The sequence below is a fragment of the Herbaspirillum sp. C7C2 genome (assembly GCF_022627865.1).
GTDB lineage: Bacteria > Pseudomonadota > Gammaproteobacteria > Burkholderiales > Burkholderiaceae_D > Herbaspirillum > Herbaspirillum frisingense.
The window spans coordinates 15,112-38,357 of the sequence record NZ_JABXGI010000024.1 but is presented as its reverse complement, the minus strand read 5'-3'; the positions used below and the strand labels follow the sequence as shown (position 1 = coordinate 38,357).

The following is a 23,246-nucleotide window of genomic DNA, read 5'->3' as shown; positions in this document are numbered from 1 at the left end:
CGGCGATGGGATCAGCGCCCGCCGGGAGTGTGCCGATTAAAAATAAATCCGCTACGGCCGATAACGAGGGATAGTCCGGATTATGATCGGGCTCACTAGAGATATAACGATTCGTTTATGCAGCGTGTGATCAACAAGCTGGGGGCAACGTTGTCGGCATCGCTCACGCTGATGCTGGGTTTGTGCGCCACCGTGACGGTCTTCGTCGCCACCAGCCACCTGGAAGAGGATGCCGTCAACCTGGACTTCGAGCGCCGGGCCGGTCTGCGCGCCTTTACCATCCAGCGCGGGCTGGAAGAAGCGGTCCAGGTGCAGTCGGTGGTGAACCACTTCTATGCCACCGTGGGCGACCCCAGCCGCGAGCAGTTCGAGAGCTTCACCCGTCCGCTGCTGGAACGTTATCCCTATGTGCGCGCCTTCAGCGTGCAGCGTTTCGTGTCCGACGAAGACCGGCCGGTCTTCGAGGCCCTGCGCCAGGGGGCCAAGCCGGGATTCGAAATCACCACCCTGCAGGATGGTCGTCTGCAAAGCGCGCCGCAACAGGCTTCCTATCTGGTGGTGGATTATGTCGAACCTATCGCCGGCAATGAAGCCGCGCTGGGCTTGGACGTTTCCGGCAACGCCGCCATCCGGCATGCCCTGGACGCCGCCGTGGTCAGCGGCCGGCCGGCCTCGACGCTGCCGCTCCAGCTGGCCCAGTCCGGCCCGGACGAGCGCGGCCTGCTGGTGATCCAGCCGGTCTACCGGGGCGGCGTGCAGCCCACCGACCACGCGGCGCGGCGCGCCCTGCTGGTGGGCGATACCACGGCGGTGCTGGAACTCAATGGCCTGGTGCAAAAGATCCTCGACGGTGCCGGCCTGACCTCGGATCACGAGATCGGCCTGCGCATCTATGTTGGCCCCCAGGCCGAGCCGGGCAACCTGGTGTATCGCCATGACAGCGCACCGCGGGAGACGCACTGGCTGGATCAGTTGCTCAAGCCCGGTACCCTGTTTCGCCATCCTTCCAGCACCGTCACCCGTTTCGATATCGCCGGCCAGACCTGGCACATGGAGATCAGCATCCCCCCGCGCTCGGTCTTCGCCGACCATTACGGTTCGCTGCTGATCCTGCTGGTGGGGGTGATCGCCTCGCTGCTGGGCGCGGCCTACATGCGTGCTCTGTCGATGCGTTCACACCGGGTGCAGCAACTGGTGGAAGACAAGACCGCCGAGCTGCGCACCACCAATGCCCTGCTGTCGGACGACATCAAGGCGCGCCGGCTGGCCGAGCGCGCATTGCGCCTGCGCCATCAGGCCATTGAGGCCAGTGCCAATGCCATCCTGATCCTGTCGGCCCAACAGCCTGACTACACCATCGAATACGTCAACCCGGCGTTTGCCCGCATCACCGGCTACAGCAGCGCCGAGGCGGTGGGCAAGAGCATCCGCTTCCTGGAGGGACGCGACAGCGATCCCGAAGGTTTCGAGACCGTCTGGATCGCCATGCGCGAGCAGCGCGAGCACAACGTGGTCCTGCGCAACTATCACAAGGACGGTTCGGAGCTGTGGAACGATTTCTACATTGCCCCGGTACGCGACGAGAGCGGCGAGGTCACCCACTTCGTAGCTGCGCTCTACGACATCACCTCGATGAAGCGCTATGAAGCCGAACTGGAATTCCAGGCCAGCCGCGATACGCTCACCGGCCTGATCAACCGCCACATGCTGCGGCACCACCTGGAACAGGCCATCGGCGTGGCCGAGCGACAGAAGCAGGCCCTGTGGGTGGTGTTCGTCGACCTGGATCGCTTCAAGTTCGTCAACGACACGCTGGGCCACAAGGCCGGCGACACCCTGCTGCGCACGGTGGCCGGGCGACTGCGCGCGGCGGTGCGCGAAGCCGACACCGTGGCACGCCTGGGGGGGGACGAATTCATCATGATCCTGCCGGAGCAGGATGAGCTGTCACTGGATACGCGCAGCCTGCAACGCATCATGGATGCGGTGGCGGCACCGGTGACGCTGGGCGGGCATACCCTCTTCATGACCTGCAGCATCGGCGTGGCCTGCTATCCCAACGACGGCACCGATGGCGAGACCCTGATCAAGCACGCCGACATCGCCATGTATCGCGGCAAGCAGACCGGTCGCAACAATTTCCAGTTCTACACCCCGGCGATGAACGAGCAGGCACTGGAACGCCTGCGCATCGAAGGCGACCTGCGCAATGCGCTGGACCACGGCGAATTCCTGCTGCATTACCAGCCCAAGGTGGACCTGGCCAGTGGCCGCGTGATCGGCAGCGAGGCATTGATCCGCTGGCAGCATCCGCAACTGGGCATGGTCTCGCCGGCACGCTTCATCGGCCTGGCCGAGGAGACCGGCCTGATCCTGCCTATCGGCGCCTGGGTCCTGCGTACCGCCTGCGTGCAGTGCCGCCAGTGGCAGTTGAAGGGGCATGAGGACATCAGCGTCTCGGTCAACCTCTCGGTGGGCCAGTTCCTGCAGAAGGACCTGGTCTCCTCCATTGCCGACGTGCTGGAAGACACCGGCCTGCCGCCGGCCTCGCTGGAACTGGAACTGACCGAGAGCCTGATGATGACCGATGTCGAGCACGCCATCGGCATCCTGGCGGGGTTGAAGAAGCTTGGCGTGCGCCTGTCCATCGACGACTTCGGCACCGGCTATTCCTCGCTGGCCTACCTGAAACGTTTCCCCATCGACGTACTCAAGATCGACCGCTCCTTCGTGCGCGACATCACCATCGACGCCGACGATGCCGCCATCACCGCATCCATCATTTCGCTGGCACGCCACCTGAAGCTGCGCGTGATCGCCGAGGGCGTGGAAACCGACGAACAGCTGGATTACCTGCGTCACTACGGTTGCGACGAGATCCAGGGTTACCTGTTCAGCCCGCCGGTGCCGGCCGACAAGTTCGAGCAGATCCTGCGCGAGGAACGGGCCATGCTGTAAGCGCGCCGGCGCTGTCGTGGCCGGTACTGCGTATCACCTTCAGTGGTGTGCGATCCAGGCCAGGATCACGGCGATGGTCGGCAGCGAGAGCGTGGTGGAGATCAGGATGGCGCGCGACATGGCCGTCACTTCCCGCTGATACAGCTCGGCCAGCATGAACGGCCCGGTGCCGATCGGCATGGCCGCCAGCAAGACCGCACTGTCTGCCCACACCCGGGGCAGGGGCAAGATCCAGTAGGCCAGCACGGCCGTCACCGCCGGTTGCAGCAGCAGCTTGAAGGCCACCAGCAGCCACACCGGTGCGCCCTCGCCACGCTGTACCGGCTGCGCCAGGAACAGCCCCAGCGACACCAGTGCACAGGGGCTGGCCGCTCCCCCCAGAATCTTGAACAACTGCTGCACGCCGCTGGGGATGGTGGCCCCGCTCAGGGCCACCGCAATCCCGGCCACCGGCGCGATCATGATGGGGTTGCGCAGCAGCGAGCGACCCACCTTGAGCACCGTCTGCCCCAGCCCGGCCTGGGCATGCAGGCAGGTCTCCAGCAACACGATGGCCACCGCGAAGAGCAGGCAGGCCGTCATCATCATCGCGATCACCGAGGGCGGCAGGCCATCGCGGCCGAAGGCCAGGTAGCACAGGGGAATCCCGATGAAACCGACATTGGCGTAGGAACTGCCCAGGCTGTCGATGATGACGTCGGCCGCCGCCGCCTTCTGCCGCAGGCGCAACCATGCGGTCAGCAGGAACACCAGTGCCACGCCCGCCGCAAAGACGCCGATGAAGCGCAGGTTGGCGAAGTCGGCCGCTGTCAGTCGCGACATGGAATCGAACAGCAGGGCCGGCAGTGCCAGCCAGATCACGAAGCGGTTCAGCTCGCTGGCCGCGCCGGCCGACAGGATGTTGCGGCGACGGCAGATCCAGCCCAGGAAGATCAGTGAAAAGATCGGAAAGACGATATTGAAGATGGCAAGCATGGCTGGGCGCAGCCGTGCTGCGAGCGAATGAAGGGGAGGGTGAAGCGGTCAGGCCTGGCGGCCGGCCTGGCCTGTCTGTTCTCTTTGTTCAGTTTGTTGTGCGCCATCCAGCGCCCGCGCCAGGTGTTCGGCCGCGCCTTCGGCATGCTCGCGCGCCAGCTTGTCGGCCAGCGCCGGCTTGCCCTCCAGCACGGCCTGCAGGATCGCCTCATGCTCGTCCCACACCATCTGGTGCGAGCGCACATCTCCGGCCAGGATGGCACCCATGGCGCGGCGGATGTGCTGCCAGTGCAGGGCGGTGGTCTCGGCGATGACGGGATTGCCGCTGCTGCGATAGAGGAACTGGTGGAAATCCATGTCGGCCCGGATGCGCGCCGACAGGTCGTCCATGTCCGGCAGGGCGCGGGCCGCTGCGATCAGGGAGAGGCCCTCGCTGGCCGTGGCGGCGCGGCGGGCCGCATCCTGCTTGCAGTGCGCGGCACAGTCGCGTGCGGCCAGGCCGTCCAGTACCGCACGCACCTGGTAGAGCTGCAGCAGCCGCTGCGGGTCCAGGGCGGTCACCATCACCCCCTTGCGACCGGCATCGGTGATGAAGCCCTCACGTCGCAAGATCTGAAATGCCTGCAGGATGGGCTGGCGCGACACGCCCAGTTGTTCGGCCAGGCCTTCCTGCGTGATCTTGCTATTGGGCGCGATGGCACCGGTGCAGATGGCATCCAGGATGGCGTGGTAGACCTGTTCGATGAGCTGGGCGGGGGCGGCAATCTTGAGCATTGCGTGTAGGTTCGCTTTTTCTGTGTTCTGTATGCAGATTATGGAGAGCGGTGGGCTTTGTCAAGGCGCAAGGTCTGCGCAGGCGGGCGGCGTAGAATGGCGGCCTTGATCGATCCCGCCCCTGGATGTCCCGATAATGCCTGCCTGCCCCCTCCAACCTGCCTCCCCGGAATTGCTGGCCGCCTGGCGTGCCGACGCCGCGCAAGCTGCGGCCGGCCCGGTGGCGATCCCTGACTGCCTGAGCGAGCAGTCCACGGCCGTGGTGCTGGACCTGCATTTCGGTCTGGGCCATGCCTTTTTCGCCACCTGGCATGCCTTCGCGCGACAGCGGGCGCAGGGGCCAGTGCAGCGCCTGCATTACATCGCCATCCTGCCGCACCCGCCGACGGCGGAGGCCCTCCATTCAGATTTGACTTATGCACAGGACTTGCGCGAAGCCTGGCCCTTGCCGCTGCCCGGCACGCACCGGCTGCTGCTGGACGAGGGCAGGGTGGTGCTGACGCTGATCTGGGGCGCACTGGAAGAAGAGCTGGCGCGGCTGGAGGCGCCAGTCGATCTGTTCTACCTGCATGCCGATCCGCAGCGCTTCGACGCCGCTGCTCCGCCCTGGCATGCGCATGCTTGCAAACGGCTGGCGCGCCTGGCCTGGACCGGCGCTCAGGCCATGGTGTGGGGCATTGACGAGGCGGCATCAGTGGCCTTGACGGCGGCAATGCGCCAGGTCGGCTTTTCCGTTCACCCACGTGGCCCGCTTGGTGACGACGTATTGACCTTGCGCTACGCGCCGATGTGGGCGCGTCCGGCTTCGCATGTGGCCACCAGCGATACCCCGTTGCAGCGTCACCCGCGCCAGCCCCGTCATGCACTGGTGATCGGCGCCGGCCTGGCCGGCACGGCCATCGCCGAACGTCTGGCCGCACGTGGCTGGCGCATCGATCTGGTGGATGCCGGGCCGGAGGTGGCCACACTTGCTTCCGGCAATCACGGCGGTCTCTTCATGCCCGCGTTGGCACGCGACGACAGTCCGCTGGCGCGCCTGACGCGTGCGGCCTTCCTGTTCGCAGCGCAACGCTGGCAGGCACTGGGGGGCGTGGGCTTGAAGGAGGGCGCGGCCATCACCGGTGAATGCTGCGGCATCCTGCAGTTCGGGCGTGATGCCAAGCAGGCCTGGTCCTTCGAACAGGGGGCGCAGCAATGGCAGTACCCCGCCCGTTATGCACGCTGGATGTCGGCTGCCGACACGGCTGCTGCGCTGGGCATGCCGACCATGGGCGGGGGCTATTTCTTTCCGGAAGCGGGCTGGTTGCATCCGCCTTCGGTCTGCCGCCGCCTGCTGGCGCAGGCCCGTTCATATGGACAGCTTGCCACTCACTTCGGTCGCGCCGTGGCGCGCCTGCAGCGCGAGCAGGCGAGCGCGCAATGGCAGGCGCTGGATGCAGCGGGCAGCGTGATCGCCCAGGCGCCGGTGGTGATCCTGGCTGCCGGTGCACAGGCCAGGGCGCTGGCCCAGGCGGCCGACCTGCCACTGAACGCGGTGCGCGGCCAGGTCACGCATCTGCCGGCGCAAGGATTTCCCGACCTGCCGTACGCCCTGTGTGGTGACGGCTACCTGACCCGGCCCTATGCCGGGCAAGTCTGCATGGGCGCCAGCTACGACCGCTTCGACGATCCCGCCCTGCGGGTCGACAGCCATGCGGACAATCTCAACCGTCTGCGTCACATGCTGCCGCAGATCGACCAGCACCATGGGCAGCCGGGGCTGCCGGATGCCACCGATCCCGACCTGGGCGGGCGGGTCGGTCAGCGCTGCATCGCGCCCGACCGGCTGCCGCTGGTGGGAGCACTGCCGGGGCAGGATCCGGGGCTCTACGGTTTGCTGGGCTATGCGTCGCGGGGCCTGATCTGGGCACCGCTGATGGCGGAACTGCTGGCGTCGATGATCGAGCGCGAGCCCTTGCCGCTGCCGCGTGATCTGGTGGCGGCGCTGGACCCGGCTCGTTTCGCGGGCTTGTCAGCCGGTGCGTTCGATGCGATCAACGCGCCCAGTGACCCGGAATGAAGTGCCAGCCGCCGCCCGGGCCTTGTTGCCAGTGGGCCGGCTCATAGCGCGCATAACCGCGGCGCACGCGTTCCCAGTGCCCACCCACCCAGACGTGGCGGTGTCCGTTCCAGGCCCAGTAGCCCGGTGCCCAGGCATAGCCGTGGCGGGGCGGCGGGGCGACTTCATAGCGCGGGGCCGGTGGTGGCGTGCCGATGCGCACATCCACGCCCACCACCTGCGCCTGGGCGGCGGGGGCGGCGGCCAGGGTGGCGCCCAGGGCGGAGAGGGTGGTGACAAAGGCGAAGGCGATGCGACTTGTTGTGGTTTTCATCATGGACTCCTGTAATGGACAGCATGGCGGTGGATGCAGCGCGTCGCTGTGGTCGCGCCGTGAAGCCACTGTAGGAGCCGCTCTTCTTTAAGACTGTAATGTTGTGTTTCCAGTTGTTTCCTGGTGCGGGTGTGCGCCGCGCCGGCATCGGGGCGGGCGCAGCACTGCATCCGGCTGCGGTAACAACTCCGGGCAGATTGATACTTTGCGATACCGGCTCGATCAGCGCCGGGCCGGTTCAGTCACTTCAGTCACCTTGCCACGCGCTGGCCGCACATAGCGCTGCTCCACCACCCGGCTGCCCCATTGCTCCCCGGGCGACTCCTCGGCCAGCGTGAAGCCTGCCGCCAGATACAGGTGGCGCGCCGCATCCAGCCCCTGGAAAGTCCACAGGTAGCATGCGAATCCATGCGCATCGACAAAGGCCATGGCCTCCTCCAGCAGGCGCCGGCCCACGCCGGCGCCGCGCAGGCTGTCATCGACGATGAACCAGCGCAGGTGGGCTACTCCGCTGGCGGGATCACCATCGATGACGATCGACGCCAGGGTGCGTCCCTGCTCCACATGCGTCCAGAGTTGCTTGCCGGCGGCCGGCAGCAGCTGGGCGAAGGCACCCAGTTCGCTACCCACCTTGTGCTCGAAGAACACGCCGAAACCGGCCGCCTCGGCGTAATAGCGCGCATGCAGGCTGGCGATGTCGCCGATGCAGCCGGGCTGGTAGCCGAGGCACAACGGTATCGGCTGCTTCTCCTGCGAGGCTGCGGCATTCGGGTTTTCACGCGACAGGGCCTGCGAATACAGCGCCAGTGCGCGCAGCAGACCCTGCTGGTCTTCCGGCACGATCCGCCGCAGCGCCGCCGAGACCTGGTCGGTGGCGAACTTGTCGATCTTCTTGCGCAGGGCCTGCCCGGCCTCGGTCAGCGCCAGGCTGAAGGCCCGCCCGTCAGCTGCCAGTGGCGTACGGCGCACCAGGCCCAGGGCCTCCAGCTTGGCCAACTGGCGGCTGGTATTGGACTTGTCCAGATACAGCAGCTCGCCCAGGTCGCGCGCCTGGATGCCGGGATTGAGCCCGATCTCGATGATGGCGTGCACCGCCGAGGGCGCCATGTCGCTGCCGGCCAGCGTGCTGCGCATGAAGCCCAGCTCGCGCACCAGCTTGCGTGAGAGCTCCCGCAACTGGCGGATGGTGTGTTCCCGTGACGGTAGCTGAAGGCCGTCGTAGTCCATGGTGTTCTCCCGATTCAGTCTTATGGTTGCGATATGCAATCAATGTACGGCCAGATGATTGCGTAGTGCAACCAGTTTTGCGGGCCGCTCACCAGGCTGTCTCGCGCGCGCAACTGGCGTCGGGCGGCGTCGGGTTGGGGTCGGCCAGCGTGCTGGAGTAGAATGTCGCCTTTCGCGCAGCCCGCCCGCCGTGACCCTACCGGCCGCCGTGGCGCGCCACCTCCTGCATCCCCAGCCTTGTTGAAAGTCTCCGCACATGCTGCGCATCTCTGAGCTAAGCCTTCCGTTGAACCATACGGAAGATGAACTGAACGCCGCCATCCTCGACCGCCTGGGCATCCAGGCCGACGAGATGCTGTCCTTCACCCTGTTTCGGCGCAGCTACGATGCCCGCAAGAAGACGGCCATCACCCTGAACTACACCATCGACGTCGCGCTCAGGAACGAAGCCGAAGTCCTGCAGCGCAACGCGAAGAAAACCAATGTCGGCCCTACGCCCGACACTTCCTATCATTTCGTCACCCGCGCCCCGGCGACCCTGAAGAAGCGCCCGGTGGTGATCGGGTTCGGGCCGTGCGGCCTGTTCGCCGCGCTGATCCTGGCCGAGATGGGCTTCAACCCCATCATCCTGGAACGCGGCAAGACCGTGCGCGAGCGTACCAAGGACACCTGGGGCCTGTGGCGCCAGCGCGAGCTCAAGCCCGAGTCCAATGTGCAATTCGGCGAAGGCGGTGCCGGTACCTTCTCCGACGGCAAGCTCTACAGCCAGGTCAAGGACCCCAAGCATTACGGTCGCAAGGTGCTGTCCGAATTCGTCGCCGCCGATGCGCCGCCGGAAATCATGTACGTCAGCAAGCCCCACATCGGCACCTTCCGTCTGGTCAAGATGATCCAGCTGATGCGTGACAAGATCGAGAAGCTGGGCGGTGAATTCCGCTTCGAACAGCGGGTCGAGGATGTACTGATCGAGGATGGCCGCATCCGTGGCCTGACCCTGGCCACCGGCGAACAGATCGAGGCCGACCATGTGGTGCTGGCCATCGGCCACAGCGCCCGCGATACCTTCGAGATGCTCTACGAGCGCGGTGTCTATATCGAGGCCAAGCCGTTCTCCATCGGCTTCCGCGCCGAACACCCGCAGTCGCTGATCGACAAGTGCCGCTTCGGTCCCGGGGCCGGCCATCCCATCCTGGGCGCGGCCGATTACAAGCTGGTGCACCATGCCTCCAACGGTCGTTCGGTATACAGCTTCTGCATGTGCCCGGGTGGCACAGTGGTGGCGGCTACCTCCGAGCCGGGCCGGGTGGTCACCAACGGCATGAGCCAGTATTCCCGCAACGAGCGCAATGCCAACAGCGGCATCGTGGTGGGCATTTCACCGGCCGACTATCCCGGTCATCCGCTGGCCGGCATCGCCTTCCAGCGCGAGTGGGAAAGTCGCGCCTATGAGCTGGGTGGCAGCAACTACGATGCCCCGGCGCAACTGGTGGGCGACTTCATCGCCAACCGTCCCTCGACGCAACTGGGCAACGTGGAGCCGTCCTACAAGCCAGGCGTGAAGCTGGGCGACCTCAATCCTTCGTTGCCGAGCTACGCCATCGAGGCCATCCGCGAAGCGCTGCCGGCCTTCGAAAAGCAGATCCGCGGCTATTCCATGCACGATGCCGTGCTGACCGGTATCGAAACGCGCACCTCATCGCCCATCCGTATCAAGCGCGACGACCATAGCCTGCAGAGTCTCAATACCAAGGGTTTGTATCCGGCCGGTGAAGGTGCTGGTTATGCCGGGGGCATCATGTCGGCCGCCATCGACGGTATCCGTGTGGCCGAGGCGCTGGCGCTGGACATGGTGGCGCAGACCTGATCGTCGGACCGCCCAAGCAAAACGCCGCTCCGGTTGCCCGGAGCGGCGTTTTTCGTTTGCCTTGCTGCGTATTGCCTGACGCGTTGGCTTGCTGTCTGGCTTACTTCTTGGCGCGGGCCGAAGCGACGGTCTTTTCAGCTGCAGCCGTGAATTGCTTGGTCGCGTTGGCCAGGTTGGCTTCCAGGGTTTCCACAGCCTGCTTGGAGTTCTTGGACAGTTGCTCGTAGGCAGCGTTGGCGTTGGTCAGGGTGGCCTTCAGGATGGACACGGCCTGTTCCGAACCCGGGGGCGCGTTCTTGCTGATCTCGTCGATCAGGGCCGACAGCTTGCGGCTGGTTTCGGAAATCTGGGCTTCAGCCGCCTTGGTGAATTCAGCCTGGGTCGAGGACACGATGCCGGCCAGGTGACGGCTGTAGGCGGTGGCCTTCTCGGCGCCCGGCTGGGCTTGTGCAGCGGCCAGCGACAGCAGTTCCTGCGGGTCCTTGGCGGCGGCCAGCTGCTTGGCGGCGGCGGTGGCTTCCTCCAGGGTGGCCTTGGTGGCCGACAGGTTCAGTTCAACGATCTTTTCCACGCCTTCGAAGGCCTTGGCGGTCAGGTTGTTGATGAGGTCCAGGTGGGCTTGCAGGTTGGCCTTGGTAGCGGCGGAAAACTGATCTTGGTACGAAAACATGTTCATCTCCTAGGTGATAGATATGACAAATGAGCTTGCCGACGAGCGTGACGATCAAACAATCGGCTTTCGAGAGCGGCTTTCGACCAGAATCAACAAACAATCATGATTTGTGCGCCGCAACAATTCCTATTTTATGCACTTCTTTGGTGAAATCAAGTGTTATTTGTGCGCCGCACAAAAATAGTCCGGAGGTCGTGGGAATTATGCGACGCCCCGCCCGCAGCGGCTTTGCGGGCGATCAAGCCGAACGTTCGGTCGTTTTCTCCGGCTGCACCTGCGTGTGACCGCTGGGCAGGTCATGCACCACGATGCCGGCATCGGTCTCGCTGAAGGCACAGCCCTTGCCCAGGGCGATGGCGCGCAGGCCGTCCTGATAACCCTGTTCCCAGCGCCATAACACGGAGCCACGGGCGAAATTGACGTCCTTGGAAGCCATGTTCCAGTCACGCCCTGCATAGGCCAGCCGCACGATGTGAATGGTACTGTCGGCGCCGAGCTCGGCCATCATCTGCTTGTCTTCCTGGGTCAGCATCTCACGCGGCAGGCGCTTGTAGAGCGCATGGGCGGCGCGACGCAGGTGGTACTGCTGCAGGTAGGCATCGATGTGGCGCTGCGAGCGCGAGGCGAAGGTGACGTCCTTCTCCCGCGTCTGCACCTCTTCCAGGGTGCGCGGTTCGGGACCGTCGGCATGCCACAGGTCCACCATCATGCACAGCAGGTTGGTGCGGGGCTCATCGTTGAGGACGGCTTCCAGCGGCGTGTTGGAGTACAGGCCACCGTCCCAGTACAGCTCGCCATCCACCCGTACCGGTGCGAAACCCGGGGGCAGGGCGCCGCTGGCCATGACGTGGTCCGGTCCCAGCGGCTGCTCGCGGGAGTCGAAGTTGACCAGCGTGCCACAGGTGACCTTGACCGCCGCCACCGTCATGCGGATACCGGACTGGCTGTTGAGGTAATCGAAATCCACCAGCCGCGACAAGGTCTCGCCCAGTTCGGTGGTGCTATAGAAACTGGCCTCCTCGGGTGACACCGGCAGGCCCAGCGAAAAGGCATTGAGCGGGCGCGGCCGGAAGAAGCCGGGGGCACCCCGCAGGAAGGTATCCAGCGTGGTCACGCGGGTGGCCCAGGGACGCAGTGCGTCGGGCACCTGGCGTAGGTCGAACAGGTCGGGGTGGGCCACCGTCTCCCAGAACTCGCGCAGACGGGCGATGCGGGTCTCGCGCGGATTGCCGGCGATCAGGGCGGCATTGATGGCACCGATCGAGGTCCCCACCACCCAGTCCGGCGTGAGGTCGTGCTCGTGCAAGGCCTGATAGACACCGGCCTGGTAAGCCCCCAGCGCGCCGCCGCCCTGCAGCACCAGCGCCACGCGCGGCTTGACCGCCGGCGCGGCGGACCGGCTGGCGGGTTTGCGGGGAGCGGACGGGGCTGTCTGTTCGGGGTCCTTGCGCATCGTTCATCCTTTCAGGGAGTGCCTGTCACCGCCAGGGCGACCACATCGTCAAGGAGTCTAGGATAGCGCGCTTACGGGAACGTGACCGGACCAATATGCAAGTGCCGGCAAATGCCCGGCGGCACCGGTCAGCTGGCCAGCCAGGCCTCGATCAGTTGACGTGCCTGTGCATCGATCTGTTCCAGGTCGACCTCATGACGGCGATGGAAGATCATCAGCGCGTACAGGCCGGCGAGGGCATTGACTTCGGGGGACAGTGCGCACTCCTCTCCGCTGGCCGGGCGCTGCTGGCGCCAGTAGTTGATTGCATCTTCGAGTTCGGTGAGGGTGAGCATGGCGGTGATTCTTGATAAAGACTTAAGCTGAAACGTCGGCGCATTCTAACGCATTTCGCCCCCGAATACTGGTTGGAAATACAGTGCTGCCGCGCTTGCCCGAGGGTATCAACCCACGGTCCGGCGCTGGTCGCGCCACGGACAGCATGCGAAAAGCAAGCAAGCACATGCGTAATGCTTCGTTCGGATTCACAGGTCGCTTTGCTCTAATGAACGTCTGCTGACGCAAGGCTTGCGCCACCGGGCTCCCATTTCCCGCTGAGCTTGCCCCGACCAGCCCTGACTTCTCCCCGAACTTGATCGCCCGCCATGACCCAGACTGCCGCTGCTTCCGCCACCCTGCTCGATACCCTGCCGCCGCCCTCGGCGACCTCCACCCGCCTGGTCGCCCGCATCCGCGACGAGGCCGAGGCGCTGGCCGCTGCCCGCAAGCTGGCCGAGGATTTCCGCCGTGAAGCCGGCCTGCGCGACCGCGAACGCAAGCTGCCCTGGGACGAGCTGGAGCGCTACGTGCGTTCCGGCCTGTGGGGCATCAGCGTGCCGCGTGAATACGGTGGTGCCGGTGTGTCCTATGGCACGCTGGCCGAGGTGATCGCCATCATCTCCGCTGCCGATGGCTCGCTCGGACAGATTCCGCAGAACCACTTCTATGCGGTGGAGCTCATCCGCGTCAACGGCAACGAAACGCAGAAACGCTTCTTCTTCGAGCGCGTGCTGCAGGGCGACCGCTTCGGCAATGCCCTGGCCGAGCTGGGCACCCGTACCTCGCACGAGCGCAAGACCAGCCTCACACGCAACCCGCACGGCCCGGGCTATCGCATCAACGGTCGCAAGTTCTACGCCACCGGCGCACTCTATGCCGACTGGGTCCCGACCTCGGTGATCGACGAACAGGGCGTGCAGCAACTGGCCATCGTCCCGCGCCATGCCGCCGGCCTGACCGTCATCGATGACTGGTCCGGCTTCGGCCAGCGCACCACCGGCAGCGGCAGTGCCGTATTCGACAACGTGCAGGTCCCGGCCGACGCCGTGATCGGGTTTGCCTCGGCCTTCACGCGCCCCACCCAGATCGGCCCGCTGGCGCAGATCCTGCACGCCGCCATCGACCTGGGCATCGCCCGCGCCGCCTATGCCGATCTGCTGGAATTCGTGCGCACCCGTTCGCGTCCCTGGATCGACAGCGGCGTCGAACGCGCCGGTGACGATCCGTTGACCCTGCGTGAAGTGGGTGACCTGACCATCCAGCTGCATGCCGCCGAGGCATTGCTGCAGCGTGCCGGTGACCGGCTCGACACCGCCGCCGCAGAGCCGACCGAAGACAGTGTGGCCGCTGCCTCCATCGCCGTGGCCGAAGCGCGGGTCTTGACCACCGATGTCTCGCTGGCCGCCGGCAGCAAGCTCTTCGAACTGGCCGGTTCGCAGGCCACCCTGGCGGAGCACAACCTCGATCGCCACTGGCGCAATGCCCGTACCCACACCCTGCATGATCCGGTGCGCTGGAAATACCACGCCATCGGCAACTACGTGCTCAACGGCCAGAATCCACCGCGCCACGGCGCGCTCTGAGCCATCCGGGAGCCATCATGAGCAGGAAGGAAATCCGCCTCAACGCATTCAACATGAACTGCGTCAGTCACATCAACCACGGCCTGTGGACGCACCCTCGCGACCGCTCGCAGGACTACACCGATATCGCCTATTGGACCGGCCTGGCGCGCCTGCTGGAACGCGGCAAGTTCGATGGCCTGTTCCTGGCCGACATTGTCGGCGTCTACGACGTCTACCAGGGCAATACCGACCTCACCCTGCGCGAAACCATCCAGTTGCCGGTCAACGATCCCATGATGCTGGTGTCGGCCATGGCTGCCGTGACTGACCACCTGGGTTTCGGCATCACCGCCAACCTGAGCTACGAAGCCCCGTTCCTGTTCGCACGCCGCATGTCCACCCTGGATCACCTGAGCAGGGGACGCGTGGGCTGGAACATCGTCACCGGCTATCTGGACAGCGCCGCCCGCGCCATGGGCCTGCACGAACAGCTGGAACACGATCAGCGCTATGACCGCGCCGACGAATTCATGGAAGTCGTCTACAAGCTCTGGGAAGGCAGTTGGGAAGACGGTGCCGTGCTGCGCGACCGCGCGCGCCGCATCTATGCCGACCCGGCCAAGGTGCACAAGATCGCCCACCATGGCGACTACTATCACGTCGAAGGCATCCACCTGAGCGAACCCTCGCGCCAGCGCACGCCGGTGCTGTACCAGGCCGGTTCCTCCGGGCGTGGTCAGGCCTTCGGCGCGCGTCATGCCGAGTGCGTCTTCATCTCCAGCCAGAGCAAGGACGCCACCCGCAAGCTGGTGCAGAGCATCCGCGACGGCGCCGTGCGCGAGGGGCGCGATCCGGAGGCGATCAAGATCTTCATGGGCCTGACCGTGGTCACCGGCCGCACCGAACAGGAAGCCCAGGACCGCTATCGCGAATACGCCAGCTACGCCAGTCCCGAGGCCGGCCTGGCCCACTTCTCGGCCGGCACCGGGATCGACTTTTCGCGTTACGACCTGGATGAACCGATCCGCGCTGCCAAGACCAATGCCATCCAGTCGCTCACCAAGACGGTCACGCAACCGGAGTCGAACTGGACCAAGCGCAAGCTGCTGCAGCAACTCGAACTGGGTGGCCGCTATGCCAGCATCGTCGGCGCCCCGGATCGCATCGCCGACGAACTGGAAAGCTGGGTCGCCGACACCGGCATCGACGGCTACAACCTGACCCGCACGGTGACGCCGGAGAGCTTCGAAGACTTCGTCGACCTGGTCATTCCGGTATTGCAGGAGCGCGGCTCCTACAAGCGCGAATACGCACAGGGCAGCCTGCGCGAAAAACTCTTCCAGCGCGCCGCGACCCTGCCGCAAGAGCACGTAGGCGCGAGCTTCCGGAGGACCGCTGCGGTCGAACACGCCTGATTCCACCCCGGGTGCTGGCGCGTGCTGGCACATGCTGGCACATGCGCGCAGCACATATGCAAAGCGGAAATGATTCCTTCCGCCCCGCTTGAGCGGTCGCTACATTGGACCTTTTTCAATCGGGGAAGAGAATGAAGTTCAACGCAGCGAAATGGATTTCCGGCATCGCCCTGTGCGCGCTCGCCAGCATCGGCGGGACGGCACAGGCCGCACCGGATCAGGTGATCCGCGTCGGCGTCACCAGTGGTCCGCACGCACAGATCTTTGAGCAGGCACGACGCGTCTTCGAACGCGACAACCCAGGCTACAAGGTCAAGATCATCGAGTTCAACGACTACATCCAGCCCAACGCCGCCCTCGATGCGGGCGAACTCGACGCCAACAGCTACCAGCATCGCCCCTTCCTCAATGCCCAGATCAAGGCACGTGGCTACAAACTGTATGCCGAGGGCAAGACCATGATCGGCCCGATGGCGATCTATTCGAAGAAGTACCGCAAGCTTGAGGACGTCCCCATCGGCGCCAAGATCGGCATCCCCAACGACCCCGCCAACGAAAGCCGCGTGCTGTTGCTGCTGCAGAAGCATGGCGTCATCAAGCTGCGCGCCGGCATCGACCCGCTCATCGGCACCAACGCCACCCCCATCGACATCACCGAAAATCCGAAGAAGTGGAAGTTCGTCGAGATCGACGCTGCGCAACTGCCACGCACGCTGGACGACCTCGATGCCTCCGCCATCAATGCCGACTATGCTTCCAAGGCCGGCTTCAATCCCGCCCGCGACAGCCTGGTGGTGGAAAGCGGCGACAGCCCCTACGCCTGCCTGATCGCCGTGCGCGAGAAGGATCGCGGCCAGCCCTGGCTGGGCAAGCTGGTGCAGGCCTACCAGTCGCCGGAGGTGAAGCAGTACATCGAGACGGAGTTCAAGGGCGGGATTCTGGCGGCGTGGTGACATCGGCAGCGTCGATCTCGCAGTAATTTTGGACGCGGTGCGAAATGTTTTGACACCGCGGCCTTTCCAGGAGGATTTGCCTTTTTCCAGCAGATATTCGCGTACCTTCCCGATGGCGCGTCGAACCCCAGGATGACGCCAACATCGACAATCACATCGGAAGGCAGGCACATGAGGAATTTCTTTCGGAAACTCTGGCGGGATTTATGCAAAGGTGAAATCCACTCCGCACCTGTGGCGTGGGAGGTATTCAGTATCGGACTGCTATTGCTTATCGCCCTGTTTGTCGGTGCGGAGCGGCTGGTGGCCTATCTGTTGCACTGACCGCGGGACCAGTCATGCCCTCGCGTTTCGGTCATTGCTCTTGAGCGGGTAAAATGCTGGCTCCCCCAGCGCGCCACATTTCATGGCGCCTGGTCCCGAGACAAACATCAAACCGCACATGAGCTACACCCCCAGCCGCCCCATGGGCTACGGCTGCCTGATCCTGAGCATGTCCATGGTGGGCGCCTACGTGGCGCTGACCAAACCGCTGGCGGCGATGCTGCCGGTGTTCCTGCTGGCCTGGCTGCGCTTTGGCATCGGCGCCATCGCCATGCTGCGCTGGCTGAAGAAGCCGGCCGATGAAAAGCCCCTGAGCGCGCAATCGCGCTGGCTGGTCTTCCTCGAATCCTTCCTCGGCAATTTTCTCTTCACGCTGTGCATGATCACTGGTGTGTCGATGACCAATGCGGTCTCGGCCGGCGTGATCATGTCGGCGATACCGGCCGTGGTGGCGGTGATGAGCTGGGTCTTCCTGAAGGAGAAGATCAGCCTGCGCGTCTGGGGTGCGGTGGCCTGCGGCGCCATCGGCATCGGGTTGCTGTCGCTGGCCAAGGATCATCACGGAGCAGGGGCCGCAGCCAGCCACGGCCAATACGCGTGGCTCGGCAATGTGCTGGTGTTCTGTGCGGTGCTGTGCGAGGCCGCCTATGCGGTCATCGGCAAGAAGCTGACCGCCGTACTCACGCCCAAGCGCATCAGCGCCGTCATCAACCTGTGGGGGCTGTTGCTGATGACGCCCATGGGCCTCTATACCGCGCTGCAGTTCGACTTCGTCTCGGTGCCGGCCAACATCTGGCTGTTGCTGGTGTTCTACGCGCTGGCGGCCAGTGTGTGGACCGTGTGGCTGTGGATGACCGGCCTGAAGGTGGTGCCGGCCGCGCGCGCGGGCGTGTTCACGGTGATGCTGCCGATATCGGCTGCCGTGGTCGGTGTGCTGGCGCTGGGCGAGAACCTGTCGGCGCTGCAGGCCACGGCCTTTGCGGTGGCCCTGGCGGGAATGTTCCTGGCGACCTTGCCTGGCCGTTCCAGTTCTGAAAAATTACCGCTGCATTGAGCGAGGAAGACATGAATCAAGCCAAGCGCCCCTCCGGCAAATCACCCTCGAACGCAGCCCGGAAACCGGCCGCCAGCCCGTCCAGGTCACCGGCCAAACCGCCCGCTCAGGGACCGGTCCGCGACAAGCCCCGCACCCATGTCTCCACCGAAGCGGCACGTCGGCGCCAGCATCAGGCCCACGCGGCCTCGCAGAGCCTGGACGAAGACGAACTGCGTGTGCAGCAGATGGTGGCCCTGGCCAGCGCCGTGGCCGCCAGTGCGCCGGACCGTCGCGGTCGCCGTACCGGTCAGGAAGAGCTGGAGCGCATGGTGCGCAATACCCTGCGCGAGCGCGACGACGATACCCTCTACGAAGCACTGGAACAGTTGCGCTACGACGACCAGCGTGGTCATGCCTTCCTGCGCGAGGTGGTGGAAGAGGGCGCGGACATCATCGTGCTGCGACGGGGGGAGAAGGAGCTGGAGATCAACGCCTTCCTGATCCCGCTGCTGGTGCGCACCCGTGGCGGCCTGAAGGAAGCGCTGGCGCTGACCGATGGCGATGCCTTCGATGCGCTGCGCACCAGCCTGCAGGAGGCCGGCCTGGAAAGCCCCGGCGCGCGCGTGGTGCTGGTCCACCATCTCTATCATCCTGAAGAAATCAATGGGCTCAGCTTCAGCGAAGTCGAGGCCATGAACCGCGACGCCTTCGCCTCGCTCACCGACAAGAAGATACTGGGCGTGCCGGCCATCGAGCGCAGCATGCGCGGCTGGCCGGAGAGCGCCTTCGGAGCTGACGATGAGGCGCTCGAATTACGCTTCCTGCTGGGCTTTGCCTTGAAGGACGTGGACGATCCCTTCTACGCCATTCCGGCGGAAGAGGCGGCAGCCGATGCCTATTTCGAAGCGCGCGCGCAGCGCTTCCGCCAGTGGAGCGAGCAGATCACGCCGCTGATGCAGCAATGCCTGACCGGGCAATCCGGCGAGGCGGCGCAGTGCCAGCTGCACTTCCTGTACCAGGACCTGTTCCACGGTGCCAAGCAGACCGGCAATGCGGAATATCGCACGCTGCAGATGCTGTCGGAACTGGAGGCTGGGCTGGCGCAGGCAGGTGCGCAGGCCGCGCAGGCCAGCGCCTTCTTTGCCATCGACGATGCAGAGGGCGAGATCCAGCTGCAGGTCGTGCTGCGGGGCGCGCAGGGACTCCTGGCGCGTTCGGTACAGCCTGTCGACGGGGATGTGCAGGTCGCCCTGTTCGATGCTGCCGATGCCGTCGCTTCGCTGGGTGTAGCCGCAGTGAAGCTGGCCGAGGCGATCGATGCCGATGGCCTGCCGCTGCGCGAGCGCGATTTTCCGGCGGCCTAGGGCCTGTTTGAATGTGACCAGGTCCTAGTCCAGCAGCGCCTGCAAGCTCACGCCCGTGGGCTGGCAGCGAAAATACAGGTCCACCTGCATCGGTCGCCAACCGCGCACCAGCTGGCGCAGGTCGGCCTGCATCTGCTGCCGGCCGCAGAAGTCGCGGGCCTTTTCACGCGCTGCCGCGGTGAGGGCAGGGATGGACATGGTGTAGCTCACGCCCGTGGCCGAGACCTGATAGAGCTCGTCCTGCCCGGCGCTGACTTCGCTGAAGTTGGCGCAGCCACCCAGGGCGACGGCGCTCAGGCAGGCGAGCACGATGCCGCCCCTATGCTGGCTGGTTTGTTCAATACGCATGAAATCCCCCCGTTGACTGGTCCTCGCGTGTGTGTGCATGGCAATCGTGGCATTGCCGTGCGGCATCGATGCGAGAGGTCCCAGATTAAGCGCGCGGGTTTCCGTGGAGCGTCGGCCTTACCCGGTTTTACCCGGATGGCGTGGCTGTAAGAAAATCTTCAACCGGGCTTGCGCGCATGCGCAGGCTGTCAGATTTCGTTCAACGGTGTGAGTCCGCCACTGTTTGTGCGGTAGCCGGGAAATTTTTCCTGCCTGCTGGGAGTCAGCCCCACTCGGGTCCCTGCTGCCGGCAATTGCCCGGGCGGGCCGCCTGCGGCTGGGCTAAAATCGTCGACGCCGTCCGGCGTGGGCCGGGCGCAGACCACTTGCGCAACGCTGCCGTCCACGCGGCGGCCGCGCCATCCGCCAAATCAGGGAGAACAGAGAAATGACCAACCGTCGCAGTTTCATCACCAGCGTGGCCGGCCTTGCCGCTGCCAGCGCCATTCCGAATGTCTTCGCCCAGGCCGCCGCTGCGACCGGCTCGACCGAACCGACCCTGGCCCGCGTGCAGCGTACCAAGACCCTGCGTATCGGTGCCGTGCGTGGTGCTGCGCCTTACTACAACAAGGACCTGGCCAGCGGTGAGTGGGGCGGTTTCATGATCGATTTCGCCAAGAGCCTGGCGGCCAGCCTGAACGTCAAGCTGGACATCACCGAAACCACCTGGGGCAACTCGGTGCTGGATCTGCAGACCCACAAGATCGACCTGTTCTTCGGCATGAATCCGACGCCGGCACGCCGCGAGGTGATCGGCTTTACCGAACCGCTGTTCCTGAATGCCTTCACCGTGGTCTCCAAGAAGGAATTCAAGACCTGGGCCGAGCTGAACAAGCCGGAAGTGAAGATCGCCGTGGACATCGGTTCTTCGCACGACCAGATGATCAGCCGCGTCTGCCCCAATGCCACCATCGTGCGCCTGGAGAAGGCCGACGATGCCACCCTGGCGCTGCAGACCGGTCGTGTCGATGCGCAGGTACTGGTGTGGCTGCTGGCGCTGAACATCCTGAAGAAGAACCCGGCGCTGGGCAAGATGTACGTGCCGCAGCCGCTGGAAGCGACCTCCACCAACATCGGCGTCCCCAAGGAAGAGGACAAGGCCTGGGTCGAGACCATCAACAAGTGGATCGTGGCCGAGCGCGCTGCCGGCAAGATCAAGCCGACCGTGCTGGGCAACCTGCAGAAGCTCTCCGGCGTGAAGCCGGAAGATGTGCCGCCGCAGATTCCGCTGTAAGTACAGGCCGGCGTCCCCGCGCGCCTGCACTCGGACCGCACCAGCGATGGTGCGGTTTTTTTTTGCCTGTACTGGGCTGGGTTGAGAACTTTGCTTGATTCGGGGAGGGGGGCTGCCCGTCGAAGGCCGGGCGTTTGTCGTCAATTGAGGCGTTTGAATTCGCTGGAGCGGATCACCACTTCAGCAAGGTCTCGAGCCTGATCATGCGCTCGGTCAGATTTTCTATCCTGGCCTGTTGCTGGCGGATCGCTTCGCTTTGTCGCGTGACCTTGTCTTCCAGTTTGATGATGGCGGTCAATGCCGTCCACAGCCGCCCGGTGAGACCGAACATCAGGACCTCGCCGCGCTGACCTGCCGTTGCGCCTCCAGTGCCGCCAGGCGGGCGTTGCTGGCGGCAACAAAGTCCAGCGTCTCATCGATGGCGGCACAAGCCCGCTCGGCAGCCTGTCGGGCCTGGCTGGCCAGTTCGCCCAGCGCCTCATCCATCTGTCCGCCTTCGTAGGCCAGTGCGCCCTTGCACATCAGGTCCGGTACATCCAGGCCGAGCCTGCGCGCCTTGGCGGAAATGACCAGCTTTTCACGGGTGGTCGCCCTGACCACGATGGTTTCGTTGGCAGACGTTTTCATTGCGTTTCTCCTGAAAGGACGGTTGCGGGAAAGCGGTACGCTGCCTGATCCAGATAACCATGTCGAGTCGGCACTGGTTAAACTGCACAAGAACTCGATTTTTTTCAGCGCCCATTCCGCCTGTCGATGGCACCTGAAATGAAAATGGCGCGCCACCGAAAACGGGTGACACGCCATTCTCATGAGTTACGTTGAACGTAATTCAGTGTAACCAGCAATCAAGCATTGAAACGTGACAGGAAGGCCTGGGTCGCCGCCTGCTGCGGATTGTCGATCACCTGCGACGGCGGTCCGGCTTCCACCACCACACCGTCGCGCATGAAGACGACCTGGTCCGCGACTTCACGGGCGAAAGCGATTTCGTGCGTGACCAGGATCATGGTCATGCCATCGGCGGCCAGGCTGCGGATCACGTTGAGCACTTCGCCCACCAGTTCCGGGTCCAGTGCCGAGGTGGCTTCGTCGAACAGCATCACGTCCGGTTGCATGGCCAGGGCGCGGGCGATGGCGACGCGCTGCTTCTGGCCGCCCGAGAGCTTTTGCGGATACATGTCGGCACGGTCTGCCAGCCCCACCTTCTGCAGCAGTTCCATGGCTTGCGTGCGAGCCTGCGCCTTGGGCGTGCGCAGTACGGTGACCATGCCTTCCATCACGTTCTCCAGCGCCGTCATGTGCGGGAACAGGTTGAAATGCTGGAACACCATGCCGGTGCGGGCGCGGAACGCGGCCAGTTCACGATCCTTGGGCAGGCGCGACTTGCGGCCGTCGAATTCGAAGTGGCGCTCGCCGATGCGCACCGCGCCCTGGTCGGGCACGGTCAGCAGGTTCAGGCAGCGCAGCAGGGTGGACTTGCCCGAGCCGGATGGCCCGATCATGGCGACCACGCTGCCCTTGCCGATCTGGATGGAGATGTCCTTGAGCACCACGTGCTCGCCGAAGGCCTTCTTGAGATTGCTGATCTGGATCATCGCGTTGGCGTTGTTGTTGACCTGGGTGTTCATCCTGTTCTCCTCAACCATGCTGCGCCGACAGGCGATTTTCCAGGCGCTTGGCCCAGATGGTGGCCGGCAGCAGGATGATGAAATAGATGATCGCCACCAGCGTATAGATTTCCAGCGGGCGATAGGTTTCGTGGGCGATGATCTGGCCCTGGTACAGCAGGTCCGGCACGGCCAGCACCGACAGCAGCGAGGTGTTCTTCAGCTGCATGATGGACTGGTTCACCAGCGGCGGGGTCATGCGCTTGAAGGCTTGCGGCAGGATCACGCGCTTCATCAGCTGGAAGCGCGTCATGCCCAGCGCCCAGCCGGCTTCGGACTGCCCCAGGTCGATGGAGACGATGCCGCCGCGGATGATCTCGGAATAGAAGGCGCCGCCGTACAGCGCCAGCGACAGCATGGCGGCGGTGCCGGCCGACATCTCGATGCCCAGCAGCACCGGCAGCGCGTAGTAGAACCACACCAGTTGCACCAGCACCGGGGTGCAGCGGAACACTTCGACGAAGGCGCGCAGCGGACCGGAGATGAAGGGGTTGGTGGACAGCCGACCCAGACCGACCACCAGGCCCACCAGCAAGCCAAGGGCAATACAGGCAACCGTATAGCTCAGCGTATAGACGAAGCCGATGCCGATGATGCTCCTGAATTGCCAGAGCGAGCCGAAGTCCCATTGATACATCTGTGTTTTTCCTTGGTTACGAAACGCGTGATTCCAGCGAAGGGCGGGGG

21 protein-coding genes are annotated in these 23,246 nt (G+C 64.7%); 9 read left to right on the top strand and 12 right to left on the bottom strand.

Features of this window, described 5'->3' with window-relative positions:
* The first annotated feature begins 117 nt into the window (after window positions 1–117).
* Window positions 118–2,958: a bifunctional diguanylate cyclase/phosphodiesterase gene (locus tag HWE04_RS21425; RefSeq protein ID WP_241813656.1), complete on the top strand. Its 2,841-nt coding sequence runs from the start codon at window positions 118–120 to the stop codon at window positions 2,956–2,958.
* A gap of 39 nt (window positions 2,959–2,997) precedes the next feature.
* Here HWE04_RS21425 and HWE04_RS21420 read toward each other — a convergent pair whose 3' ends face one another.
* Both HWE04_RS21420 and HWE04_RS21415 read right to left on the bottom strand, forming a co-directional pair.
* On the bottom strand, window positions 2,998–3,933 hold the full coding sequence (locus HWE04_RS21420) for an AEC family transporter (protein ID WP_006463410.1): 936 nt from the start codon (window positions 3,931–3,933) through the stop codon (window positions 2,998–3,000).
* A 48-nt stretch (window positions 3,934–3,981) separates the two neighbouring features.
* Window positions 3,982–4,707, bottom strand: coding sequence for a GntR family transcriptional regulator (locus tag HWE04_RS21415; RefSeq protein ID WP_241813655.1), 726 nt, complete (start codon window positions 4,705–4,707; stop codon window positions 3,982–3,984).
* 136 nt (window positions 4,708–4,843) lie between these two features.
* Here HWE04_RS21415 and mnmC point away from each other — a divergent pair, with 136 nt between their 5' ends.
* Window positions 4,844–6,766 carry an FAD-dependent 5-carboxymethylaminomethyl-2-thiouridine(34) oxidoreductase MnmC gene (gene mnmC, locus HWE04_RS21410; RefSeq protein ID WP_241813654.1) on the top strand — a complete coding sequence of 641 codons (1,923 nt, stop codon included), beginning with the start codon at window positions 4,844–4,846 and terminating at the stop codon, window positions 6,764–6,766.
* Here the strand turns inward: mnmC and HWE04_RS21405 are convergent.
* Window positions 6,741–7,079, bottom strand: coding sequence for a YXWGXW repeat-containing protein (locus HWE04_RS21405; RefSeq protein WP_006463407.1), 339 nt, complete (start codon window positions 7,077–7,079; stop codon window positions 6,741–6,743). The two genes, mnmC and HWE04_RS21405, sit on opposite strands and share 26 nt — an antisense overlap.
* A gap of 222 nt (window positions 7,080–7,301) precedes the next feature.
* Entirely contained in the window at window positions 7,302–8,306 is a 1,005-nt protein-coding gene (locus HWE04_RS21400; protein ID WP_241813653.1) for a helix-turn-helix domain-containing GNAT family N-acetyltransferase, read from the bottom strand.
* A 256-nt stretch (window positions 8,307–8,562) separates the two neighbouring features.
* Here HWE04_RS21400 and HWE04_RS21395 point away from each other — a divergent pair, with 256 nt between their 5' ends.
* On the top strand, window positions 8,563–10,170 hold the full coding sequence (locus HWE04_RS21395) for an NAD(P)/FAD-dependent oxidoreductase (protein WP_241813652.1): 1,608 nt from the start codon (window positions 8,563–8,565) through the stop codon (window positions 10,168–10,170).
* A 100-nt stretch (window positions 10,171–10,270) separates the two neighbouring features.
* Here the strand turns inward: HWE04_RS21395 and phaP are convergent, their stop codons facing one another.
* The 3 genes from phaP to HWE04_RS21380 all read right to left on the bottom strand — a co-directional run bounded on the left by phaP (window position 10,271) and on the right by HWE04_RS21380 (window position 12,631).
* Complete coding sequence (phaP, locus tag HWE04_RS21390; RefSeq protein WP_006463404.1) at window positions 10,271–10,840, bottom strand: TIGR01841 family phasin; 570 nt, start codon at window positions 10,838–10,840, stop codon at window positions 10,271–10,273.
* A gap of 241 nt (window positions 10,841–11,081) precedes the next feature.
* Complete coding sequence (locus HWE04_RS21385) at window positions 11,082–12,296, bottom strand: patatin-like phospholipase family protein (RefSeq protein WP_077238615.1); 1,215 nt, start codon at window positions 12,294–12,296, stop codon at window positions 11,082–11,084.
* Between the two features lie 128 nt (window positions 12,297–12,424).
* The gene (locus HWE04_RS21380) at window positions 12,425–12,631 is read right to left on the bottom strand and encodes a DUF3717 domain-containing protein (protein WP_006463402.1); all 207 of its coding nucleotides are present in this window, start codon (window positions 12,629–12,631) and stop codon (window positions 12,425–12,427) included.
* A gap of 309 nt (window positions 12,632–12,940) precedes the next feature.
* Between HWE04_RS21380 and HWE04_RS21375 the strand changes: the two genes are divergently transcribed.
* The 5 genes from HWE04_RS21375 (at window position 12,941) to HWE04_RS21355 (ending at window position 19,271) form a co-directional block, all read left to right on the top strand.
* Window positions 12,941–14,197, top strand: a complete 1,257-nt coding sequence (locus HWE04_RS21375) for an SfnB family sulfur acquisition oxidoreductase (protein WP_182993392.1) — start codon at window positions 12,941–12,943, stop codon at window positions 14,195–14,197.
* A 17-nt stretch (window positions 14,198–14,214) separates the two neighbouring features.
* Complete coding sequence (locus HWE04_RS21370) at window positions 14,215–15,594, top strand: LLM class flavin-dependent oxidoreductase (protein WP_241813651.1); 1,380 nt, start codon at window positions 14,215–14,217, stop codon at window positions 15,592–15,594.
* Window positions 15,595–15,725: 131 nt separating this feature from the next.
* Entirely contained in the window at window positions 15,726–16,547 is an 822-nt protein-coding gene (locus HWE04_RS21365; protein WP_241813650.1) for a MetQ/NlpA family ABC transporter substrate-binding protein, read from the top strand.
* A 442-nt stretch (window positions 16,548–16,989) separates the two neighbouring features.
* A complete protein-coding gene (locus tag HWE04_RS21360) occupies window positions 16,990–17,925 on the top strand; it encodes a DMT family transporter (protein ID WP_241813649.1) in 936 nt (311 codons plus the stop codon).
* Window positions 17,926–17,936: 11 nt separating this feature from the next.
* The gene (locus HWE04_RS21355; RefSeq protein WP_241813648.1) at window positions 17,937–19,271 is read left to right on the top strand and encodes a DUF2863 family protein; all 1,335 of its coding nucleotides are present in this window, start codon (window positions 17,937–17,939) and stop codon (window positions 19,269–19,271) included.
* Window positions 19,272–19,295: 24 nt separating this feature from the next.
* Here the strand turns inward: HWE04_RS21355 and HWE04_RS21350 are convergent, their stop codons facing one another.
* Complete coding sequence (locus HWE04_RS21350; RefSeq protein ID WP_006463396.1) at window positions 19,296–19,619, bottom strand: hypothetical protein; 324 nt, start codon at window positions 19,617–19,619, stop codon at window positions 19,296–19,298.
* Between the two features lie 427 nt (window positions 19,620–20,046).
* On the opposite strand from HWE04_RS21350, the gene HWE04_RS21345 reads away from it, so the two are divergent.
* A complete protein-coding gene (locus HWE04_RS21345; protein ID WP_077238620.1) occupies window positions 20,047–20,892 on the top strand; it encodes a transporter substrate-binding domain-containing protein in 846 nt (281 codons plus the stop codon).
* 172 nt (window positions 20,893–21,064) lie between these two features.
* Here the strand turns inward: HWE04_RS21345 and HWE04_RS21340 are convergent, their stop codons facing one another.
* The 4 genes from HWE04_RS21340 to HWE04_RS21325 form a co-directional block, all read right to left on the bottom strand.
* The gene (locus HWE04_RS21340; RefSeq protein WP_241813647.1) at window positions 21,065–21,223 is read right to left on the bottom strand and encodes a hypothetical protein; all 159 of its coding nucleotides are present in this window, start codon (window positions 21,221–21,223) and stop codon (window positions 21,065–21,067) included.
* Window positions 21,223–21,519, bottom strand: a complete 297-nt coding sequence (locus HWE04_RS21335; RefSeq protein WP_077238621.1) for a hypothetical protein — start codon at window positions 21,517–21,519, stop codon at window positions 21,223–21,225. Before HWE04_RS21335 ends, HWE04_RS21340 begins: the two co-directional genes overlap by 1 nt.
* A 218-nt stretch (window positions 21,520–21,737) precedes the next feature.
* Complete coding sequence (locus HWE04_RS21330) at window positions 21,738–22,520, bottom strand: amino acid ABC transporter ATP-binding protein (protein ID WP_006463392.1); 783 nt, start codon at window positions 22,518–22,520, stop codon at window positions 21,738–21,740.
* A 10-nt stretch (window positions 22,521–22,530) separates the two neighbouring features.
* On the bottom strand, window positions 22,531–23,196 hold the full coding sequence (locus HWE04_RS21325) for an amino acid ABC transporter permease (protein WP_077238622.1): 666 nt from the start codon (window positions 23,194–23,196) through the stop codon (window positions 22,531–22,533).
* Between the last annotated feature and the right edge of the window lie 50 nt (window positions 23,197–23,246).